We start from the raw sequence: 16,832 nt of genomic DNA on the forward strand, positions 1-16,832 counted from the left end.
GCGGCAGCAGCCGCAGATCGTTAACGGGGGGCCTTCCAGCGGGCGATGCCGCGGGCCGCGAGGTTGAGGATCATCACGAAGGCGATGAGGGTGAGCGAGGCCGCCCACGCACGGTCGTACGCCGCGCCGGAGCCCGCGCTGTTCGTGTACTGCTGGTAGATGTACAGCGGCAGCGAGGACTGCGCCCCCTCGAAGGGGTTCGTGTTGATGAAGGGGTTGCCGAAGACCAGCAGCAGCACGGGGGCGGTCTCACCGGCGATACGGGCGATGGCCAGCACGATGCCGGTCGTGATGCCGCCGATGGAGGTCGGCAGGACCACCCGCAGGATGGTGCGCCACTTCGGCACGCCCAGGGCGAGGGACGCCTCACGCAGCTCGTTCGGAACGAGCTTGAGCATCTCCTCCGTGGAGCGGACCACGACGGGCATCATCAGGATGGCCAGGGCCAGCGAACCGGCGAACCCGAACGGCTGCATCTTGAAGATCAGCATCAGGCTGAGGATGAACAGGCCCGCGACGATCGACGGGATACCGGTCATGACGTCGACGAAGAAGGTCACGGCCCGGGCGAGGCTGCCGCGCCCGTACTCCACCAGGTAGATCGCGGTGAGCACGCCGACCGGCGCGCCGATCAGGGTGGCGAGGCCGACCTGCTCCAGGCTGCCGATGATGGCGTGGTAGATGCCGCCGCCCGGCTCGGTGTCGGCGACCAGGCCCATCGAGTGGGTCAGGAAGTAGCCGTCCAGGACCTTCACACCGCGCTGGACGGTCGTCCAGACCAGGGAGACCAGCGGCACCAGGGCGAGCAGGAAGGCGACCCAGACGAGGCTGGTGGCGACGCGGTCCTTGGCCTGGCGGCGGCCCTCGACGCGGGCGGCCACGCCGTAAGTGCCGAGGACGAAGAGGACCGCGGCGATCAGACCCCACTGGACGCGGCTGTGGAGGCCGCCGGCCAGGCCGATGGCGACCGCGGCGACCAGGGAGCCGAGGGCGATGGCCCACGGGGACCACTTGGGCAGGCTGGCGCCGCGCAGACTGCTGGAGCGCTTGTCGGCGATGGCTGCGTGGCTCATGCGTTGGCCCCCGAGTAGTCCTTGCGGCGGGCGATGATCAGACGGGCCGCGCCGTTGACCAGCAGAGTGATGACGAACAGGACCAGGCCGGAGGCGATCAGCGCGTCACGGCCGTACTCCGTCGCCTCGCTGAACTTGCTGGCGATGTTCTGGGCGAAGGTGCCGCCGCCCGGGTCGAGCAGGCTGGCCCGGATGGTGAAGGTCGGCGACAGCACGGTGGCGACGGCCATCGTCTCGCCGAGCGCGCGGCCCAGACCCAGCATCGAGGCGGAGATCACGCCGGACCGCCCGAAGGGCAGCACCGACATGCGGATGACCTCCCAGCGCGTGGCGCCGAGGGCCAGAGCCGCCTCCTCGTGCATCCGCGGGACCTGGCGGAACACCTCGCGGCTGACGTTGGTGATGATCGGCAGGATCATGATCGCCAGCAGGATGCCGACGGTGAGCAGCGAGCGGGGGGCGCCGCCCTCCCAGGAGAAGATCCCGGTCCAGCCGAGGTAGTCGTTCAGCCAGCCGAACAGGCCGTCCAGGTGCGGGACCAGGACCAGCGCGCCCCACAGACCGAACACGATGGACGGCACGGCGGCGAGCAGATCGACCACGTACGCGATGGGGCCGCTCAGCCGGCGCGGGGCGTAGTGCGTGAGGAAGAGCGCGATGGCGACCGCGACGGGAACGGCGATGACCATGGCGATGATCGAGGAGACCACCGTGCCGAAGGCCAGCACGGCGATGCCGAAGACCGGCGGCTGAAGGCCGGTGTTCCACTCGAAGGTGGTCAGGAAGTTGCCGTGGTCCTTGCTGATCGCCAGCGAGGCACGGTAGGTGAGGAAGACCGCGATCGCGGCCATGACGACCAGCAGCAGAATGCCCGACCCACGGGTGAGACCGAGGAAGATCCGGTCTCCGGGACGGGTGGCGCCGCGGGAGGCACGCTTCTGCTCGGCCTCGGACGGCTGGGGGGAAGGCGCGTCGGCGCCTGTCGTATGCGTTGATATGTCCATCGGGATCTCCGGTCTGCGGAGCCGTACGCGCGTACGGCTCCTGGCGGCGGTGCACCGGACGGTGCGGCCCGGACCCCGCTGGGGGTCCGGGCCGCACTCGGATCAGCTCAGGCCGTCGATGGTGGTGCGGACCTTGCTGATGATCGCGTCAGGGATCGGCGCGTAGTCGTTCTCGGTGAGGATGTTCTGGCCCTCCTCGCTGGCGATGTAGCGCAGGAACGCCTTGGTGGCCGGCAGGGTGTCGGCCTTGTTGCCCTTGTCGCAGACGATCTCGTACGTGACCAGGACCATCGGGTAGGCACCCTCGGCCTTGGTGTTGTAGTTCAGCTGCAGCGCCAGGTCGCTGCCGGTGCCGACGACCTTGGCGTCCGCGATGGCCTTGGTGGCGTTCTCGACGGTGGCCTTGACCGGAGCGGCGGCGCCCGTGTTGATGTCGACCGTGGGCATGTCCTTGGCGTACGACAGCTCGAAGTAGCCGATCGCGCCGTCGGTCTGCTTCACCTGCTGGGCCACACCGGAGGACTGCGGAGCAGCCTGGCCGCCCTTGGCCTGCCAGGCCTTGCCGCCCTCGTACTTCCAGTTCTCGGGGGTGGCGGCCTTCAGGTACTTGGTGAAGTTGTCCGTGGTGCCGGACTCGTCCGAGCGGTGGAACGCCTGGATCTTGAGGTTGGGCAGCTTGGCGCCGGGGTTCAGCTTCTTGATCGCCGCGTCGTCCCAGTTCTTGATCTTGCTGTCGAAGATCTTCGCCAGGGTCGGAGCGTCGAGGACCAGGTTGTCCACGCCCGGGACGTTGTAGCCGAGCGCGATCGGGCCGCCGACCATCGGCAGGTCGATGCCCTGACCGCCACCGGTGCAGACCTTCTGGGAGGCGGTGACCTCTTCGGGCTTCAGCGCCGAGTCGGAACCCGCGAAGGCGACCTGGCCCTGGGTGAACGCCGTGACACCGGCGCCGGAGCCGCCGCCCTTGTAGTTGATCTGCACGCCACAGGCCTGGCTGAACTGCTTCACCCAGGCGTCGATCGCGTTCTTCTGCGCCGAGGAGCCGTCGGCGAGCAGCTGGCCCTTGGCGTCGTCGCACTTGATGGAGCTGTTGGTGGCCGCCGCGGTGCTGCTGTCGTTGCCGGCGTTGTTCTTGGCGCCGGTGTCGTCAGAGCCGCACGCCGTGAGGGCCAGGGCGCCGGAGACGGCGAGTGCGCCGAGAGCGAGTGCCCGCCGGGTCTTGCGCTGAAGCTTCACTTGAGTTCCTTCCGGGAGCCGCCGTCCTGTCCGGCGGCGTGCGAGGGTTTTGGCGACACCGATGCACCGACCTGCGCATCAGCACCGGGTAAGCCTGAAATTAGGCAGAACAGGTGAAGCCGCCGATTGCCGGAAGTGAACGAGGGGTGAACCCCTGTCGAAAGTGCGGTGAGGTCACGGAATGCTTACGGCGAGGGCACGGCGGAGACATGGCCGGCGGAAGCCGGTCGCCACGGACACGGGGGCGCGCCGGACACCGAAGAGTCCGCCGTGTTCCCCACCACGCAGACTGCACCGCGTCGGCGGCCCGCGCGACCGAAGCGGCCCGCGCTCGCGTGTCGGTGGCGCCCCGACCGCCGTACTGTGGCAATCCTGCGGCGTGGTTCCCCGGAACCCTCCGGGCCGCCCCGTCGTCTCGTTCCGCAGGAACGACAGGAGGTGCGGGCATGGAACGACGGGCTTTCCTGGGGGGCGGCGCGGCAGCGGTCGCCGCGATCGCGACGACCGCGTGCAGCGGCGGCAGGGGCGGCAGGGGCGGGATGACGGCCCGGGCAGCTACGGTCCGGACCACCACCACGGGGATGTCGGCGGTTTCCGGCACCCCCTCCGCGAGTACGGCGCCGAGAACCACCAGCCCCCCGGCCGCCGCCGGCTGGGCCGCACTCGCCCGCTCCCTGGACGGCACCCTGGTCCGCCCCGGCGACGCCTCCTGGACGACCGCCAAGCAGCTCTACAACACCCGCTTCGACAGCCTCAAGCCCGCCGCGGTCGCGTACGTGGCCCATGCCGAGGACATCCGGACCGTCCTGTCCTACGCCCACGCCCACCACGTCCGCGTCGCCGTCCGCAACGGCGGCCACTCCTACGGAGGCTGGTCCTCCGGCGACGGCCGGCTGATCATCGACGTCTCCAGGCTCAGCCAGGTCCGGGCGAGCGGCTCCTCGGCGGTGATCGGCGCCGGCGCCAAGCTCATCGACATCTACCGCACGCTCACCGCGAAGGGCGTGACGATCCCCGGCGGCTCCTGCCCGACCGTGGGCATCTCCGGCCTGGTCCTCGGCGGCGGCCACGGAGTCGTCGCCCGCGCCTACGGTCTGACCTGCGACAGCCTGACCCGGGCCACCCTCATCACGGCGGACGGCAGGCAGCTGACCGCCGACGCCACCCAGAACAAGGACCTGTTCTGGGCGCTGCGCGGCGCGGGCAACGGCAACTTCGGCGTCGTCACCGAACTGGGGTTCAGGACCCACTCCGCACCGCAGGCCGTGTCGGCGTACCTGAGGTGGCCGTGGGCGAAGGCGGCGGCGGTCGTGAAGGCCTGGCAGGGCTGGGGGCCCGGACAGCCGGACGAGATCTGGTCGTCCCTGCACCTGGAGAGCTCGGCCGGCGGCACGCCCACCGTGTCCGTGGCGGCCTTCTCCCTGGGCACCTACGGCGCGTTGCAGAACGCGGTGGACCGCCTGGCCGCGGCGGTCGGCGCCCCGGCGTCGAGCGTGTCGCTCAGGCGCCACTCCTTCGAGCAGGCCATGGAGGCCTACGCCGGCTGCTCGTCCTTCCCGGTGGACGCCCAGTGCCACCTGCCGGGTACGACCCCCGGCCGCTCCCCGCAGGGCAGGCTCGGCCGCGAGACGTACGCGGCCCGCTCGGACTTCTTCGACCGCTCCCTGTCCTCGGCCGGCATCCAGACGCTGCTGGCCCAGCTGCGCTCGGTGCGGGGCGGCGCGGGCAGCATCGCGTTCACCGCGCTCGGCGGGGCGGTCAACCGAGTCTCCCCGACGGCGACGGCCTTCGTCCACCGCCGCTCACGCATGCTGGCCCAGTACGTCGCCTCCTGGCGCCCGGGCACCACCGGCTCGGCGGCCCAGTCCTGGCTGACGTCGGCGCACAACGCCATGCGGCCCCACGTCTCCGGCGCGGCCTACCAGAACTACAGCGACCCCACCCTCAGGAACTGGCGCACGGCCTACTACGGCGACGCGGCGACCCGCCTGACCAAGCTGAAGCGCCAGTACGACCCGCAGAACTTCTTCTCGTACCCACAGGGCCTGTGAGACCCGGCCGCGGACGGCCGTACCGCCGAGGTGCCGCGGTGGGCCCGGGGGCGCCCGGCTACGCCGCCAGGTCCCGCTCCTCCGCCGACGCCCGCTCCTCCGCGGAGCGGTCGGAGACCACCGCGTCGCCCGGGCCGGCACCCCGCGCACGCACCAGCCGGCCGCCCCACGCCGACCCCTCGACCGCCTTGAGCAGCGGCGTGAGCAGAGCCGTGGCCAGGGGGGAGAGCAGCAGCGCGACAGCCGTACCCAGCGCGAACCCGCCCACCACGTCCGTCGGATAGTGCACGCCCATGTACACCCGGCAGAACCCCTCGAGCAGCGCCAGCCCGATGCCCACCAGGCCGAAACGCCGGTCGACGACGAACAGCGCGACCGCCATCGCCATGGTGATCGTCGCGTGATCGCTCACGAAGGAGTAGTCGGTCTTCCCCTGCACCAGGACGTCCAGCCCCTGATGGTCCAGGAAGGGCCGGGGCCGCTGCACGAAGCCCCTTATCGGCACGTTCACGAGCACCGCGAGACCGGCCGCCAGCGGCGCCCACACCAGCGCGGCGACGGCGGACGCCGCCCCTTCGCCGCCCCGGCGCCGCACGGACCACCAGCACCACAGCACGAGCAGCACCATGGCGAGCAGCAGCCCGTACTCACCGACGTACTCCATGCCCCGGTCGAACCAGCGCGGCGCGTCCTTGGCCAGGCTGTTGATGTTGTAGAGCAGGTCGACGTCGGGGTTCGACCCGGATTCGGCGAGTCCAGCCATCCTGCTGAGGCCCCTTCGTCGTGTCGTCGCGGGCGCACCCGGCGTGCGCCGCCCCTGCCCACCCCCGTGGTCGTAGATCCGCTTCCGCTGCGCGCGCGTAGGGCACACACGCCACCGGTCGCACTCTTGGCTACGTCAACACCAACGCACGACCCTGATGGATGCGTTCCGCACTCCACCGAATGATCACGCAGACGTTATCGAAGAGAGACTCGTCCCCGCAGTTCAGGACGTTGGCTCACCGCCCGTTCACACCGTGGTGGGGAGCGCTTTCGCGCCATCCTCGGTGACCCTGGTGGCTCCGAAGTAGTCGGGTGTGTCGATGGGATCGAAGCGGATCACGGCGCCCGGTCTCGGCGCGTCGATCATGTACCCGCCGCCGACGTAGATGCCGACGTGCCGGATGGCCCGCGAGTTGGTCGGATCGTCGGAGAAGAACACCAGGTCACCCGGCAGCAGTTCGTCCCGCTTGGGGTGAGGCCCGGCGTTGTACTGGTCGTTGGCGACCCGCGGCAGCGTGACCCCCACGCTCTCGTAGGCGGCCTTGGTCAGCCCCGAGCAGTCGAACCGTCCGCCCTGCTCGGCGGTGCCGTTCCCGCCCCACAGATAACGCGTGCCGAGCTTGCTCTGCGCGAAGGAGATGGCCACGGCGGCCTGTTTGGAGGGATCGACGCGGGTGACGGGGGCCGCGAAGCTCTTCTCCAGGGTCGTGATCGTCTTCACGTAGTTCCGGGTCTCCGCGTACGGTGGCACGCCGCCGTACTTGATCACCGCGTAGGCCCCGGCGTTGTAGGCGGCGAGCATGTTGTGGGTCGCGTTGCCCGGCACGTCCTTGACGTACGACGCGAGTTCGCAGTCGTAGGACGCGGCCGACGGAATCGCGTCACCCGGGTTCCAGACGTCCGCCTTCCCGTCGCCGTCGCCGTCGATGCCGTGCGTGGCCCAGGTGCCCGGGATGAACTGCGCTATCCCCTGCGCCGCGGCGGGGCTCCTGGCGTTCGGGTTGAACCCGCTCTCCTGGTACAACTGGGCAGCCAGCAAAGCCGGGTTGATCGCGGGGCAGAGGTTGCCCCACTTCTGCACGAGGGGCTGGTACGCGGCCGGCACGGCGCCCTTGGCGAGCCCCACGGCCCCGCCGCCCACCCCGCCCGCGATGTTCCCCGCGACGACGTACACGCCGACGACGAGCAGGGTGACGAAGCCGAGCCCGGAAGCGACGGCGGCGGCCGCCACGATCCATGCCTTGCGCACCGTCAACCGCCCCTCGTCCCACGGGAGTCCGCCGTCGACAGTGTAGAGGCGCCCGCCGCGCTTTCGAGGTGATCACACACGGGCGCAGGGCAGCACGGCGACCGGCCGCCGTGCGACCCCGCCGGGAGCGCGGTGCGGATCAGGGATCGGCGGACGCGTCCTTGTAGAGCTCCGCCGCGGTGGCCCCGAGGACCACGCTGTACGAGGTGTCCGCCGTCGAGCCGCCCGCCTCGTGGCCGCCGATCACGCCGAGGACCTCCTGGCCACGGTTGACCCACGGACTGCCGCTGGTGCCGCCGGTGAACTTCGGGCAGTCGATGCGCTGCTGGGTGCCGCTGTGGACCCGCGGCCTGTTGGTGCAGCTGATGGGCACCTCGCTGGAGTTCGGGTAGCCGGTGACGGTGACGGCGGTCGCCCCGGTCGACGCCCCGGTGACCAAGCGGTTGGCGCCGACGACGTCCTCGACGCCCTTGCCGGCCCGCGAAGCGAGCGCGGCGAAGGCCATGTCGCTGTCCTCGTCCTGGTGCGCGGACCAGTCGTCGGGCAGGAAGCGCCGCTTCACCGTCCACACCCCGTAGGGCGCCCGGCCGTTGCGGTACCCCGGCACGAACACCAGGTCGGAGTCCCCGCCCAGGCAGTGGGCGGCGGTGACGAGGAGGTTCCGATGGGGACTGTGCACCACCGAGGCCGTGCAGAAGTGGTTGCCGGCGAGGTCGCCGGCCTTGTCCGCGCCGAACAGTGCCCCGACCCGGGCGCTCTGCGGGGTCTTCGACGTGACGGCGGTCACCCCGAGCGGTCCGGTCACCCCGAGCCGGCCGGGCCCGTCGTGCGCGGCAGCGACGGAGACCGAGGTCACGGCCAGCAGCACCAGAAGGGCGAACAACGCCCGCACACCGGCCCGGCGGTGCGCGGGACGTGCGCGATCAGCGGTGCTCTCGATACCTGTGGTGCGCTTCATCAGGCTCCACTGTGCTGGACGAGGGTGAGAATCGGACCCCGACTTCCCTGAGATTCTCCTGTGAAACGCCCGTTCATCGTATGACCGGCCTCACACCTCTCACGACGCGTTCCTCACGACGCATCCCGCTCGACGCCGGAGCCGGCGGACGTGCGAACGCGGTGCCGCCGCGGAAAAGCGTGAGACCATCGGCCACGGGCGGCCGCTCACCCGACTGGTCGTCAGAAACCGTACCGGCACGGAAGAAACGTCAACGACGGAACCACACCACGGGTTGCGGTCGGACTTCATTGCCCGGCGTGACCTGCCGTGATACACAGAGTGACCATACGTACGAAACCCACCAGGCAATGCCGCCAAGTCGACATACGGCGGCGTCATTGTCGGCGAGAATGGGCCTGACCTCTGCACAAGGGCAGAGGGCGCGGAACTACCCAACAGGGGCGGTGACTTACATGCTCTTTGCGGCCGACAAGGGAGACATCAACACCATCATCGGCGGGATCGCTCCGAACTGGGGCCCCTTCGGCAGCCTGGGCAACGAGGCGAAGGTGATGATCGAGGTGGTGATGGCCGTGGCCATCCTGCTCTGCCTCGGCATCGCCGTCTGGGGCGCCGCCAAGCAGCGCATCGGCGCCACGGCCCTGCGCGACACGTTCAGCGCCGAGCAGGGCAAGGGCCTGATCATCGCCGGACTGACGGGCGTGTTCATCATCGGCTCGCTCGGCACGCTCTTCACCATCGTGTACGGCATGGCCGTGTAACCGGCGCACACCCGCGCATGCCGCGCACGGTGCTCCGTGCGCACCGCCGGTCGGACCCTCCGGGCGCGCCCGGTGCCCCCGCTGCCCCTACCCACCCACCGTGCCCACCGGCTGAGGTTGCGTTTCCCTGATGTCGAGTCACCACACCGCGTCCACGCGGGAACCAGCACGGCTACCGTCGTACTTCCACGCATTCCGGTACGAGGTCGAGGGGGCGTACGGGGCATGAGTCGCTCAGACGGGCACGGGTACGGCGATTCGGCACGCGCCGACGACGGGCCGTACGCGGACGGGCAGACCCGCACCCGGCTCCCGGACCGGCCCGGCGACCCCTACGGCGGCGCGCGGCGCGGCGGCCGCTCGTCCTCACGCAGCCTGATCACGGTGGTCGCCGTGGTCGTCCTCCTCATCGCCGCGATCGCCTTCGCGAACCGCTCGGGAGGCCGCTCCCCCGCCGCCGGCGGCAACGCCGACAAGCCGAAGGCGGCGGCCACCGCGGCGACCGGCAAGCAGCCGGTGCACACGAAGTCGGGCGGAATCCCCTCGGGGTTCGCACACGACGAACAGGGGGCGCAGAGCGCTGCCGCGAACTACTCGGTGGCACTCGGCTCGGCGGACATGTTCCAAGCCGATCAGCGGCACCGGATCGTGAATGCCGTCTACGCCCCCGAGGTCGCTGCCCGTCGCCAATCGGACCTGGACAGCGCGTACTCGAGCGAGAAGTTCCTCAGCAACATCGGCCTCAACAAGGACGGCCACGCACCGGCCGGCCAGACGTTCATCTCCCGCGTCGTCCCGGTAGGCACCAAGATCACATCGGTGAGTTCGAGAGAGGCGACCGTAGCGGTCTGGTACACCTCGCTCTTCGGCCTGTCCGGCGAGGCGTCGACCAACCCCGTCACCGAGAGCTGGTACACCACCACGTACCGGCTGACGTGGGTCGACAACGACTGGAAGATCACCGACTTCCAGCAGGAGGACGGCCCCGTGCCGGTCGGCCGCGACCAAAAGGCCTCCACCGCCGACGACATGACGAAGGCCGTCGAGGAGTACGGAGGGTTCACGTATGCGCGCTAACCACCGCTTGGTCAAGGTGACGGCCGCCGTCGCCGCCGTACAGGCCGCTGCCGTGCTGCTGGCAACCCGCGCCGCCGCCGACCCCTCGCCCGACCCGAGCCCCTCGCCGACGGGCAGCAAGGACCCGTGTGGGCTGATCCGGGGCCCTGCCAAGGAGTACTGCGAAAAGGGCAGCGGCGTACGGAGGTCCAACGGCCTCACCACCGACCCCACCTCCACCCTCGACCCCCTCTCCTCCCTCGCCAAGGGCTGTGCCGACGCCGCCTCCTGGACCGTCACCAAGCTCAGCAAGGCCGTGCAGGAGACCGCGAACGTCGACTTCACCAACCAGAAGTTCCTCCAGCAGTACGCGGTCGTGTTCGCCGCGTCGACCGTGCTCACGCTGGTTCTCTGGCTGCTGGCCGTGGCCAAGCGGGCCGTGCGCGGCGTACCGCTGTCCACCGCCATCTCCGAGGCGGTCGGCTTCCTTTGGCTGACCGTGCTCGCCTCGGCCTTCACCCCGCTGATCCTCTACACGGTCGTCTCGGCCACCGACGGCGTCTCCGACGTCCTCGCCAAGGCGACCGGCGACCAGGCCGGCACCTTCTTCGGCACGTTCTCCGCCGCGCTCGCCAAGGGCGAGGACATCGGCGGCGGGCCGATCATGCTGATAGTCGTCTCCCTGGTCTCCATCCTCGCCGCCGGCGTGCTCTGGCTGGAACTCGTCATCCGCGCCGCCCTGCTGTACGTCGGCGCCCTCCTCGGCACCGTCGTCTACGCCGGACTGGTCGACAAGAACCTGTGGGGGCACGTACGCCGCTGGGCCGGAATCATGATCGCGGTGATCCTGGTGAAGCCGGTCATCGTGATCGTGCTCGGGCTCGCCGGGGCGCTGTCCTCGGGCGACAACGGACCCGGCGCCTTCTCCGCGGTCGTCTCCGGCCTCGCGATCATCCTGCTGGCCATCTTCGCCAGCGCCATGATCTACCGGTTCGTCCCGGGCTTCGGCGACGAGATCGCGGCCGGCCGCAACAACCGCATCATGCAGGGCGCCGAGAGCAAGGCCGCCGCGGTCATCAGCTCCCCGGCCAGCCTGGTCGCACAGGGCATCAAGACCCACAGCACCCGGGCCGACAGCAACGGCGGTGGCGGCGGCCAGTCGTCCGCGCGCCCGGCCAACCCGGTCTCCGGCGGCGTCGCCGCGCACAGCGCCCGCGTCCCGGACGGTGGCGGCGGTTCCGTCCCCTCCTCCGCACCCGCTCCCCGCGCACCCAGCCCGGTGAACACCCCCCACGCCGGAAGCACCCGCAAGAGCAGTACCAACCGCACGGGAGGTGAAGGGCGTTGACGACCGATTCCCATGTGTCCCACACGGTCACGCCCCGCCGTACATATCTGATCGGCCGCGCCCGGCCGAACGCGATCGTCGGCCGCAACCGCGAGACCGGCGAGATCGCCCTGATCATCGCGGGCGCGTTCATCGGCATGATGTGCGGGCTGCTGGTCCCGGTGCTGCCCCTGCGCATCGTGCTGCTGACCGGCTTCCCGCTGCTGTCGCTGGCCGCGGTCTACGTGCCGTACCGGCACCGCACGTTCTACAAGTGGTTCGAGATCAACCGCAGTTACAAGCGCACCGTCAAGAGCGCCGCCGTCTACCGCTCGGGCGTGATGGAGGCCGGAACGGACCTGGACGGCCGGGAGGTCGAGATCGGGCCGCCGCCCGGCATCGGCCGGATCACCTGGCTCGCCGCGCCGTTCGGACCGGACGAGATCGCCGTACTGCTGCACGCCGACCGCAAGACGGTCACCGCCGCCATCGAGATCGAGGGCCCCGGCGTCGGCCTGCGCGACTCCGAGGACCAGGAAGCCCTCGTCGACCGCTTCGGCACCCTGCTCAAACACGTGGCCAACGGCGACGGCTTCGTCACCCGCCTCCAGATGCTCGCCCGCACCCTGCCCGCCGACCCCGACGCCCACGCCAAGGACGTCGTCGTACGCGGGGACGAGCGGGCACCGCAGTGGCTCCAGCAGTCCTACGATCAGCTCCAGTCCATGGTGTCCACCAGCAGCGAGCAGCACCGCGCCTACCTCGTCGCCTGCATGCACTACACCCGCGAACTCGCCGCCGAGGCCCACGCCATGGCGCGGGCCGCCCGGCCCCAGGCGGGCCGCAAACTGGACCGGGACGCCGGACTCGCGGTCGTCATGGCCCGCGAGCTGACCGACATCTGCTCCCGGCTCCAGGAAGCCGACATCCGCGTACGGCAGCCGCTCGGTCAGGGGCGGCTGGCCTCGCTGATCCACTCCATGTACGACCCGGACCACTCCATCGACCACATCCAGGCGATGACCAAGCGCAACGCCTGGCCGGCCGAACTGGACGCCATGGAGCCGACGTACCTCCAGGCCAAGACCCGCGAGTCGGCGACCCGCGCACCCTGGTGCCACGCCACCGCCTGGGTCAAGGAGTGGCCGATGACCCCGGTCGGCGTGAACTTCCTCGCGCCCCTTCTCGTCCACACCCCGGACGTCATCCGCACCGTCGCCGTCACGATGGACCTCGAACCCACCGAGGTCGCCATCGAGCGCATGCTCACCGAGAAGACCAACGACGTCGCCGAGGCCAGCCGCGCCGCGAAGATGAACCGCACCGTGGACCCGCGCGACGTGGCCGCCCACAGCCGCCTCGACCAGCGCGGCGAGGACCTCGCGAGCGGCGCGGCCGGCGTCAACCTGGTCGGCTACATCACCGTGTCCTCCCGCTCCCCCGAGTCCCTGGCCCGCGACAAGCGGACGATCAGAGCCTCGGCCGGGAAGTCCTACCTGAAACTGGAGTGGTGCGACCGCGAGCACCACCGCGCCTTCGTGAACACGCTTCCGTTCGCCACCGGAATCCGACGGTAGGGGCTGATGCTCTGATGCGGGACCCGCTGACCGCACTCACCGACGCCTTCACATCCTTCCTGTTCGGGAAGGTGGAGACGACCCGGCTGCCGGTGAGAACGTCCACGGGCCAGGCCCAGGCGGTCTACCTGCCCACCGCCGCGCCCGGCCTCGGCGACTCGGGCGTCATCATCGGCCGCGAGGTGTACTCCGGGAAGGGCTACATCTACGACCCCTTCCAGCTGTACGGCCAGCAACTCCCCGCGCCGCACTGGCTGGTCCTCGGCGAGTCCGGCAACGGCAAGTCGGCGCTGGAGAAGACCTACGTCCTGCGCCAGCTCCGCTTCCGCGACCGCCAGGTCGTCGTCCTGGACGCCCAGGGCGAGGACGGGGTGGGCGAGTGGAACCTCATCGCGGAGGAGCTGGGGATAACGCCGATCCGGCTGGACCCGACGGCGGCCCTCGACCACGGCATCCGGCTCAACCCCCTGGACCCCTCGATCACGACCACGGGCCAGCTTGCGCTGCTGCGGACCATCATCGAGGTCGCGATGGGCCATGGCCTGGACGAGCGCTCCGGCTTCGCGCTGAAGGTCGCCCACGCGTACGTCAACGAGACGATCGTGGAACGCCAGCCGGTGCTGTCGGACATCGTCGAGCAACTCCGGCACCCCGAACCGGAGTCGGCCGAGGCGATGAACGTCGCCATAGACGACGTACGGGCCTGGGGCCTGGACGTGGCCCTGGTCCTGGACCGCCTGGTCGACGGCGACCTGCGCGGCATGTTCGACGGCCCCACCACGGTCGGCATCGACCTGGACGCGCCCCTGATCGTCTTCGACCTGTCCCACATCGACCGCAACTCCATCGCCATGCCGATCCTGATGGCGATCGTCGGCGTGTGGCTGGAGCACACCTGGATCCGCCCCGACCGGAAGAAGCGCATCTTCCTGGTCGAGGAGGCCTGGCACATCATCAACAGCCCGTTCGTGGCCCAGCTGTTCCAGCGGCTGCTGAAGTTCGGCCGCAGGCTGGGCCTGTCGTTCGTGGCCGTCGTCCACCACCTGTCCGACGTGGTGGACGGAGCGGCGGCCAAGGAGGCCGCCGCGATCCTGAAGATGGCCTCCACCAGGACGATCTACGCCCAGAAGGCGGACGAGGCGAGGGCGACGGGACGGGTGCTCGGCCTGCCCAGGTGGGCGGTCGAGATCATCCCGACCCTGACGCCCGGTATCGCGGTCTGGGACGTCAACGGCAATGTCCAGGTGGTCAAACACCTGGTCACCGAGACCGAACGGCCGCTGGTGTTCACCGACCGCGCCATGACGGAGTCCTCCAGCGACCGCCTCTCCGACGACACGCTGCGCGCCGCGGAGTTGGAGGCCGAGGAGCGGGCGGCGGCCTTCATGGGACAGCACATCGCCGACCTGGACGGCTCCTCGGAGTCGACGGTGGCCTAGAGGGGACGCACGCGTGAGACCGGACGACCGCGACCAGGGACAAGGCCGCCAGGGCCGGCGGGACGGCCAGGGCGGCGTTCCCGACGGCCTGCTGGTCGGTGTCCTGGCCTTCCTGCTCGGCATGACCCTGCTGGTGTGGACGGCCACCGGACTCGCCGGCCTGTTCGCCAACGGCTCCTGGCCCTCCGGGGTCGCCTTCGCCCGTACGCCGCTGGCGATGCGCCACCTCATCGCCGACCCGCACGACATCCCCGGCGCCTGGCCGGACGCCGCGCCGGAGCGGCTGTCGGGATACGGGCTGTTCTGGGGCCTGTTCATCGGACAGTTGATGGTGCTGTTCGTGCTGACCGTGTTCGTGCTGGGCACGGTGGCCCGGTGGAGAGCCGGGAGAGTGCGCAGACGGGCGGAGAGAGCGGCGGCCCGGGAACGGGCGGCGGCGCCGGAACCCCAGGAGGTGCCTGCGCCGGTTCCCCAGGAGGTCCCCACCCAGCGGACGGCACCGGAGCCCGGACGGCCGCTCGTGGCCGCCCAGCAGCCCGCGGAGGCCCCACAGCCCGTGGCAGCCCAGCAGCCGGTCGAGGCACCGCGGCCCGCGGACCGGACGGCACCCGCGACGCCCCTCGCACAGCCCCTCGTGCCCTTCGCCGCCGGCAGCCGTGGCGGACCGGTCGGCGGGCGGAAGAAGGTCCTGATCGCGCCGCGAGAGGCCCGGCAGGCGGCCGCGGCGCAGGCGATCCTGGACGCGGCAGGCCCGGCCCTCGTCATCACGTCGAACCCCGCCCTGTGGCAGGACACGAAGGACTCCCGGGCCAAGCTGGGCCCGGTCCTCCTCTACGACCCCGCCCACCTCTGCGACACCCCGGCCCGCCTCCACTGGTCCCCCACGGAGGGCTGCGAGGACAAGGCGACGGCGGCCGCCAGGGCCGCCGCACTACTCGCCCCGGTCCGCCCCACCGCCAAGGTCGACCAGGCGACGGGCGACACCGCGGAAACCCTTCTGCGCAGCTTCCTGCACGCCGCCGCCATAGACGGCCGCGCTGTCCGCCACGTCCACCGCTGGGCGCAGGGCACACAGGTCCAGGACGCCGTGCGGATCCTCCGTACGAACCCCAAGGCCGCCGCCGGATCGGCCGGCGAGCTGGAGGCCTCGCTCACCTCGTACCCCGAACGGCGCGACCTCGCCCAGGAGTTGACCGGTCGCGCACTGGCCTCCTTGTTCACTGTGAACATCCGCGAGGCCTGCACTCCAAACCGAACTGATGCCGTCGCCTTGGATTCCTTCGTGAACGAAGGGGGCACGCTTTATGTGGTCGGCGAATCCCTCGAGGATCCCCGGACCAACCCGGGTGCGATGCCCCTCCTGACGGCACTCGCCTCAAGCGTGGTCGAGCGCGGCCGGCGCATGGCCGAACGGTCATCCTCCGGTCGCCTCGACCCACCACTCACGCTCGTCCTGGACGACGTGGCCGCCGTCGCCCCGCTGCCCCAGCTCCCGGGGCTGCTGGCCGACGGAGCCGACCAGGGGCTGCCCACGCTGGCGCTGCTCCGCTCCCGCGAACAGGCACGCGCCCGCTGGCCGCATGACGAACTCCCGGCGTGACCAGGGCTTTCAGGGGCGTTCGAGGACGTACTCCAGCTCGGACTCCGCCGAACCGGCCGTCAGCGGCACGGTGACCCCGCTCGGCAGGAACCCGATCCTGCGGTAGAAGCGCAGGGCCCGCCCGTTGTCCTCGTGCACGATCAGCCGCACCCGCTCCACGCCGATGTCCCAGGCCCATTGCAGGGCCTCGTCGAACAGCACCTCGGTCAGCCCGCATCCGCGGTGCTCGGGCCGCACATAGACACCGACGACGTGTCCCTGCCGCCGCTCGATCGGGAACCCGGCCCAGTCCGTCGTGCCGGCCTCCTCCACGAGCACGGTCACGCTTCCGACCCACTCGCCGTCCGGCCCCGCCACGATGAACTGCTGGGCGTCGCTCGACCCCGCGGAGGCCCCGGCCGTCCGCTCCTGCCAGAACGAGTCCGGCCTGGCCACGGCGTCGTCGTACGTCTCCAGAAAGGCGAGGTGGGCCACCGGGTCCTGGAGCGCGACCAGCCGCAGCGCCTTCGCGGCGGGCCACTCCTCGGTGCGCACGGCACGGACGACGTACTGCTCAGTGCTGCTGGGGCTGCTCATGGGGCAACGGTAATGCACCAAAACAAAAGGGCCCACACCTTTTCGGTGTGGGCCCTTTCTTTAAAATTTGTTCGGCGGCGTCCTACTCTCCCACAGGGTCCCCCCTGCAGTACCATCGGCGCTGTAAGGCTTAGCTTCCGGGTTCGGAATGTAACCG

Annotated in this window: 14 protein-coding genes and 1 rRNA gene; 7 read left to right on the forward strand and 8 right to left on the reverse strand. The window is 70.5% G+C overall.

What is annotated here, in order from left to right; translation table 11 throughout:
- Positions 1-20 precede the first annotated feature (20 nt).
- The 3 genes from pstA to pstS form a co-directional block, all read right to left on the reverse strand.
- Positions 21-1,073, reverse strand: a complete 1,053-nt coding sequence (pstA, locus tag ABZ818_RS28360; RefSeq protein WP_361420429.1) for a phosphate ABC transporter permease PstA — start codon at positions 1,071-1,073, stop codon at positions 21-23.
- Positions 1,070-2,077 (reverse strand): phosphate ABC transporter permease subunit PstC, encoded by a 1,008-nt coding sequence (gene pstC, locus ABZ818_RS28365; RefSeq protein ID WP_361420432.1) that lies wholly within the window; start codon positions 2,075-2,077, stop codon positions 1,070-1,072. Before pstC ends, pstA begins: the two co-directional genes overlap by 4 nt.
- A gap of 102 nt (positions 2,078-2,179) precedes the next feature.
- Complete coding sequence (gene pstS, locus ABZ818_RS28370) at positions 2,180-3,313, reverse strand: phosphate ABC transporter substrate-binding protein PstS (protein ID WP_361420435.1); 1,134 nt, start codon at positions 3,311-3,313, stop codon at positions 2,180-2,182.
- A gap of 446 nt (positions 3,314-3,759) precedes the next feature.
- Between pstS and ABZ818_RS28375 the strand changes: the two genes are divergently transcribed.
- Positions 3,760-5,364: an FAD-binding oxidoreductase gene (locus ABZ818_RS28375; RefSeq protein ID WP_361420438.1), complete on the forward strand. Its 1,605-nt coding sequence runs from the start codon at positions 3,760-3,762 to the stop codon at positions 5,362-5,364.
- A gap of 58 nt (positions 5,365-5,422) precedes the next feature.
- Here ABZ818_RS28375 and ABZ818_RS28380 read toward each other — a convergent pair whose 3' ends face one another.
- From ABZ818_RS28380 to ABZ818_RS28390, 3 genes are all read right to left on the reverse strand, one after another.
- Complete coding sequence (locus ABZ818_RS28380; RefSeq protein WP_361420441.1) at positions 5,423-6,127, reverse strand: phosphatase PAP2 family protein; 705 nt, start codon at positions 6,125-6,127, stop codon at positions 5,423-5,425.
- Between the two features lie 249 nt (positions 6,128-6,376).
- Entirely contained in the window at positions 6,377-7,384 is a 1,008-nt protein-coding gene (locus tag ABZ818_RS28385; RefSeq protein WP_361420444.1) for a bifunctional lytic transglycosylase/C40 family peptidase, read from the reverse strand.
- 133 nt (positions 7,385-7,517) lie between these two features.
- Complete coding sequence (locus ABZ818_RS28390) at positions 7,518-8,336, reverse strand: trypsin-like peptidase domain-containing protein (RefSeq protein ID WP_361420447.1); 819 nt, start codon at positions 8,334-8,336, stop codon at positions 7,518-7,520.
- A 455-nt stretch (positions 8,337-8,791) separates the two neighbouring features.
- Between ABZ818_RS28390 and ABZ818_RS28395 the strand changes: the two genes are divergently transcribed.
- The 6 genes from ABZ818_RS28395 (at position 8,792) to ABZ818_RS28420 (ending at position 16,099) form a co-directional block, all read left to right on the forward strand.
- Positions 8,792-9,100, forward strand: a complete 309-nt coding sequence (locus ABZ818_RS28395; protein WP_009189392.1) for a hypothetical protein — start codon at positions 8,792-8,794, stop codon at positions 9,098-9,100.
- 225 nt (positions 9,101-9,325) lie between these two features.
- A complete protein-coding gene (locus ABZ818_RS28400; protein ID WP_361420450.1) occupies positions 9,326-10,177 on the forward strand; it encodes a hypothetical protein in 852 nt (283 codons plus the stop codon).
- Entirely contained in the window at positions 10,167-11,504 is a 1,338-nt protein-coding gene (locus tag ABZ818_RS28405; protein ID WP_361420453.1) for a hypothetical protein, read from the forward strand. The genes ABZ818_RS28400 and ABZ818_RS28405 overlap by 11 nt, the downstream gene beginning before the upstream one ends.
- Positions 11,501-13,060 carry an SCO6880 family protein gene (locus ABZ818_RS28410; RefSeq protein ID WP_361420456.1) on the forward strand — a complete coding sequence of 520 codons (1,560 nt, stop codon included), beginning with the start codon at positions 11,501-11,503 and terminating at the stop codon, positions 13,058-13,060. The genes ABZ818_RS28405 and ABZ818_RS28410 overlap by 4 nt, the downstream gene beginning before the upstream one ends.
- A gap of 14 nt (positions 13,061-13,074) precedes the next feature.
- Entirely contained in the window at positions 13,075-14,499 is a 1,425-nt protein-coding gene (locus ABZ818_RS28415; RefSeq protein ID WP_361420459.1) for an ATP-binding protein, read from the forward strand.
- Positions 14,500-14,512: 13 nt separating this feature from the next.
- Positions 14,513-16,099 (forward strand): type VI secretion protein, encoded by a 1,587-nt coding sequence (locus ABZ818_RS28420; protein ID WP_361420462.1) that lies wholly within the window; start codon positions 14,513-14,515, stop codon positions 16,097-16,099.
- A gap of 9 nt (positions 16,100-16,108) precedes the next feature.
- Here ABZ818_RS28420 and ABZ818_RS28425 read toward each other — a convergent pair whose 3' ends face one another.
- Both ABZ818_RS28425 and rrf read right to left on the reverse strand, forming a co-directional pair.
- A complete protein-coding gene (locus ABZ818_RS28425) occupies positions 16,109-16,675 on the reverse strand; it encodes a GNAT family N-acetyltransferase (RefSeq protein WP_361420465.1) in 567 nt (188 codons plus the stop codon).
- Positions 16,676-16,744: 69 nt separating this feature from the next.
- Positions 16,745-16,832: ribosomal RNA gene (gene rrf / locus ABZ818_RS28430) — 5S ribosomal RNA — on the reverse strand; the annotation flags it as partial.

The organism is Streptomyces sp. NPDC047453 (assembly GCF_040643155.1).
Lineage (GTDB): Bacteria > Actinomycetota > Actinomycetes > Streptomycetales > Streptomycetaceae > Streptomyces.

Excerpts from the sequence above, each read along its gene's own strand:
- pstA (WP_361420429.1), bottom strand. The coding sequence starts at position 1,073 with ATGAGCCACGCAGCCATCGCCGACAAGCGCTCCAGCAGTCTGCGCGGC.
- pstC (WP_361420432.1), bottom strand. The coding sequence starts at position 2,077 with ATGGACATATCAACGCATACGACAGGCGCCGACGCGCCTTCCCCCCAG.
- ABZ818_RS28405 (WP_361420453.1), top strand. The coding sequence starts at position 10,167 with ATGCGCGCTAACCACCGCTTGGTCAAGGTGACGGCCGCCGTCGCCGCC.
- ABZ818_RS28395 (WP_009189392.1), top strand. The coding sequence starts at position 8,792 with ATGCTCTTTGCGGCCGACAAGGGAGACATCAACACCATCATCGGCGGG.
- ABZ818_RS28415 (WP_361420459.1), top strand. The coding sequence starts at position 13,075 with ATGCGGGACCCGCTGACCGCACTCACCGACGCCTTCACATCCTTCCTG.
- ABZ818_RS28425 (WP_361420465.1), bottom strand. The coding sequence starts at position 16,675 with ATGAGCAGCCCCAGCAGCACTGAGCAGTACGTCGTCCGTGCCGTGCGC.
- ABZ818_RS28400 (WP_361420450.1), top strand. The coding sequence starts at position 9,326 with ATGAGTCGCTCAGACGGGCACGGGTACGGCGATTCGGCACGCGCCGAC.
- ABZ818_RS28390 (WP_361420447.1), bottom strand. The coding sequence starts at position 8,336 with ATGAAGCGCACCACAGGTATCGAGAGCACCGCTGATCGCGCACGTCCC.
- ABZ818_RS28375 (WP_361420438.1), top strand. The coding sequence starts at position 3,760 with ATGGAACGACGGGCTTTCCTGGGGGGCGGCGCGGCAGCGGTCGCCGCG.
- ABZ818_RS28380 (WP_361420441.1), bottom strand. The coding sequence starts at position 6,127 with ATGGCTGGACTCGCCGAATCCGGGTCGAACCCCGACGTCGACCTGCTC.